Raw genomic sequence first — 3,912 nt, 5'->3', positions numbered from 1 at the left:
AGGTGATCCGCGCGCACGCCGGCAAGGCTGCCACGGAACTTGCCGATGGGCGTACGCACCGCGTCAACTATGAAGATGTCTTTCATAGCGCACTCGCCTTGAGCCCTGAGCCCGGTACTTGTTTACCCTCTTCATAGCGGTAAACCCCGTGCCCTGACTTGCGCCCCAGTCGCCCGGCGGCGACCATTTTGATGATCAGCGGGCAAGGTCGAAATTTTTCGCCCAAGGTCTGGTGCAGATAGCGCAGCACCGACAACCGCGTGTCCCAACCGGTCAAATCACCCAGTTCCAACGGACCCATCGGGTGGTTGAAGCCCAGGCGCAGCGCTGTGTCGATGTCTTCGGCAGTGGCCGTGCCTTCCTGCAACATCCACATCGCCTCGTTACCCAAGAGCGCGGACATGCGGCTGGTGGTCAGGCCAGGCGATTCATTGACAACGATCGAGGTTTTACCGATCTGCTCGCACAGGGTGCGCGTGCGCGCCACCACTTCATCGCTGGTGGCCAAACCACGCACCAGCTCCACCAGCTTCATTTTGTGTACCGGGTTGAAGAAGTGCATGCCAATCACGCGATCAGCACAGTCCACCGACGCCGCAATCTCGGTCACGCTGAGGGCCGACGTGTTGGTGGCGATAATGGCGTTCTCCGCCAGCAGCGGCGCCGCCTGACCGATCACCGCCTTCTTCACCGCCAGCTGCTCGGAGACCGTCTCCACCAGCCAGTTAGCACCCATCGCAGCTTCGCTCAAGTCGCTACAGGTCAGCAGATTGGCTAACGATTGCTGCGCGTGTTCTTCGCTGACTTTGCCCAGACGCACACCATCGGCAAGGATTTTTTCGATGCTTGCCCGGGCGCTCGTCAATGAGGCGGCATTGGTATCAACCAACAGCGTATTGAAACCGGAGCTGGCGAACGCATGTGCAATACCGGTGCCCATCAGACCCGCACCGACGACGACTACTTTTTCTTTATTGGCGTTCATGTTTGGCTCCAGATTAGGCGCGGTTCTTTTTACCGACCACATTGCGCAATGTACCGATGCCTTCGACGCTGGCCTCGACCACATCGCCTTCCTTGAGGAACAGACCGGTGCCCATCCCCACCCCCGCCGGCGAACCGGTGAACAGCACGTCACCACTGGCGAAACTCGAACGCTGCTGTACGAAGCGGATCAACTGACCCACATCCCAGGTCATTTCGCCGGTGGAGCCGTCCTGACGCATTTCGCCGTTCACTTTCAGGGTCAGGCGCAGCCGCGGTGAACCTTGCGGGAACTCGTCCTTTGTGACGATCCAGGGCCCAAGGCCGGTGGTCTGGTCCTGGCTTTTAGCCGCAAACAGATCCATGCCAATACCCGCTGGCCCGCTGCGTTGCAGGTCTCGCGCACTGACGTCATTGCCGACGGTGTAACCGAGCACGCAAGCGAGCGGGTTTTCCAGGTCGATCTCGTCAGTGCCGATCACCGCCACCAATTCAACTTCGTGGTCGAGTTCTTCAGTCAACGGCGGAAAGCGGATTGGGTCATTGGCGCCAATCAGCGCGCCATAGGCCTTGAGAAAAGCCACCGGCTGTGCCGGTGCCTTCAATCCGAATTCCACCAGGTGCTTGGCGTAATTGGCACCCGCCACCACCACCCGGTTAACCGGCTCAATCGGGGGCAGCAGACGCACCTTTGACAGAGGTAGCGATGGCCCGGCGAAACGAATCGAACTGATACCACGCCCTGCCGCCACCGCCGGTGCCCAGTCTTTGAAATCACCGGAAATGGGAGTGACTTGATCTTGAGCGACATCCACTACAGCCCAAAAAATGCCTGTAGAAAAATACTCACAACGCGCCAGTTTCATCAGGCACCTACCTTGCCCAACTTGGCAGGATCCAGGTGCAGCAAGCGGCATGCGTTTTCATAACGGATTTTGCGCATGTCAGCATCGGACAACTTCAGACCATGGGTCAGATCGTGGCGTACGGCATCGCTGCCCCCGAAGTTGCTGCCGTATAGCACATGGTCCGCACCGATGATGTCGACCAAGGCCTGGCGCATCGGCACTTCATGCAGTTCTACGTCGAAGTAGAAGTTCTTCATGTAATCGAGCAGCGGTTTTTTGTTGTATTTGACGTCGAGGTTTTCGTTGGTCTTGGCCAGACGACCGAGCTGGTATGGCACATAACCACCGCCGTGGGTGATGTACACCTTCAGGTCAGGGAAGMGATCCAGCACGCCGCCGCAAATCAGGTTCCAGAAACAACGGGTTTCGTCGTACTGCATACCCACGATGGCGGTGGTTTCGTAGCGGTCGCTGTTAGCGTTCTTGCCCCAGGTAACCGACTGGTTATAGCCGTGGACAAAAATCGGCAGATCCAGGTCACAGAGGGTTTTCCACACCACATCAAGCTCAGGCGAATCGAATTCCAGACCGCCGAAGTTGGCGCCGCCAGCGACCAGGCCCTTGGCGCCCAGCTCTGTGCAAGCGTGACGAATTTCAGCCGCCGCCGCTTCTGGTGCATTGAGCGGTGCATGAGCCCAGAACATCAGGCGATCAGGGGCAGCGGAGCAGTACTCGGCCAACGTGTTGTTGACGGTGCGAGCGAATGGCACGGCGAATTCAGCTTCAGTCCAATACATGTAGCAATGCGACGGAACGGAAACCACCTGCAGATTCTGTCCTGCTGCATCCATACCAGCCAGACGCACTTTCGGGTCAGCCCAGCGAGCAAAATACTCTTCAAGCTTGGGACCATTACCGGAGCGCACGGCAGCCTTACGCTCTGGCGACCCGAGGCCAAGAATCCAATCACCTACACGCAGCTTGATATCGCCGTCGGCGTGTTGCTCGAAGAACGGCCCCCAGTGAGGGTGCTGGTTGTAATAGCCAGGGTGGGGTGCGTGGGCGTGTAGATCGATAAGCATGTCGAGGTACCTCGAAGTTGGCACTTTTTTATTGGTTATTGGCGCAGTCCCTTCACGTGACCAGGATCAAACTGCCGTGAAAGGGGAAGCCAAGGGCTCACTGCTAAGACCAGAGCTTAAATTCAAATTGAGCAGAAATCAAAAAACTGTTCAGTTTATTTTCGAAGCGCGTGAAAAAGCCCGCGCCAGAGCCTTCGCCCCTTGTCAAAAAACACCTCGCAGGGGCACAAAATGGACACAGACAGGAAAAAGGGCGCTACGCAGGTAAGAGAAAATTAACACCCGGAAACGCAAAGCCCCCGATATACGGGGGCTTTGCCTACAGCGAAGGGGTGTTAGTCGGCGGTCAGCGACGGGTGCGGGAGGTGGAACCCATGATCAAGGCACCGAGCAGTTTTTTCACCCGCACCGGGAACAAACGGCGCCCCGCCGCTTCCGGCACCAGGATTTCGCTTAACACGTATCGAATGATCATTTCGCAGATCAGTTCACGGTCAAGACGGACCCCGAGGCGCTCGTCCCAATCGTCGAAAACTATGCCCAGGCCATCCTGAAAGCGCACGATCGAATCGTGGAAAATCCGCCGAAAGAAGCCCAGCGCATAATCCGGGGCGACCACCAGTAAGCGCCGGGCGCGACTTTGCTCAAGGTAGTTGTCGAGATAGGCAAACAGCGCATTTAGGCGTGCTTCCGGGTCACTGATTTCGCCCAGTTCCCGCGACAGCGAGGTGTGGAAACTTTCGCGCTTATGACGAGAAAAGGTGTCCAGCAGGTCTTCTTGCGAGGCGAAATAGCGATAAAAGGTGCCGCGCGAAACACCGGCCACCTGGCACACATCCAGGATCGAAATACGATCCGCGCCAGACATCAGCACCACCTCTTCAGTGGCTTTAAGGATGTTGGCGATGGTTTCTTCCGAACGGCGGTTCGGCTTGACCTTGGTGCCCGCCACGGCGTTGGCGACAGTACGTCGCTCAACCGCTTTTAACGGGCTCGTC

Annotated in this window: 4 protein-coding genes; all 4 read right to left on the bottom strand. The window is 57.6% G+C overall.

Going from position 1 to position 3,912, the window contains the following annotated elements; genetic code table 11:
- Window positions 1–82: 82 nt before the first annotated feature.
- Window positions 83–985, bottom strand: a complete 903-nt coding sequence (locus AC1DSG_RS28655) for a 3-hydroxyacyl-CoA dehydrogenase (RefSeq protein WP_007942488.1) — start codon at window positions 983–985, stop codon at window positions 83–85.
- Between the two features lie 13 nt (window positions 986–998).
- Window positions 999–1,850 carry a fumarylacetoacetate hydrolase family protein gene (locus AC1DSG_RS28650; RefSeq protein ID WP_477793885.1) on the bottom strand — a complete coding sequence of 284 codons (852 nt, stop codon included), beginning with the start codon at window positions 1,848–1,850 and terminating at the stop codon, window positions 999–1,001.
- On the bottom strand, window positions 1,850–2,914 hold the full coding sequence (locus AC1DSG_RS28645) for an amidohydrolase family protein (RefSeq protein ID WP_477793884.1): 1,065 nt from the start codon (window positions 2,912–2,914) through the stop codon (window positions 1,850–1,852). The genes AC1DSG_RS28650 and AC1DSG_RS28645 overlap by 1 nt, the downstream gene beginning before the upstream one ends.
- A gap of 346 nt (window positions 2,915–3,260) precedes the next feature.
- Window positions 3,261–3,912: TetR/AcrR family transcriptional regulator (locus AC1DSG_RS28640; RefSeq protein WP_477793883.1), on the bottom strand; the 652-nt coding region annotated here is incomplete at its 5' end.

This window comes from Pseudomonas sp. P5_A12, from assembly GCF_056400685.1.
The sequence above is the reverse complement of the archived record's forward strand: the minus strand, read 5'-3'. Positions and strand labels throughout refer to the sequence as shown.

Coding starts and splice junctions, on each gene's coding strand:
- AC1DSG_RS28655 (WP_007942488.1), bottom strand. CDS start 985: ATGAACGCCAATAAAGAAAAAGTAGTCGTCGTCGGTGCGGGTCTGATG.
- AC1DSG_RS28650 (WP_477793885.1), bottom strand. CDS start 1,850: ATGAAACTGGCGCGTTGTGAGTATTTTTCTACAGGCATTTTTTGGGCT.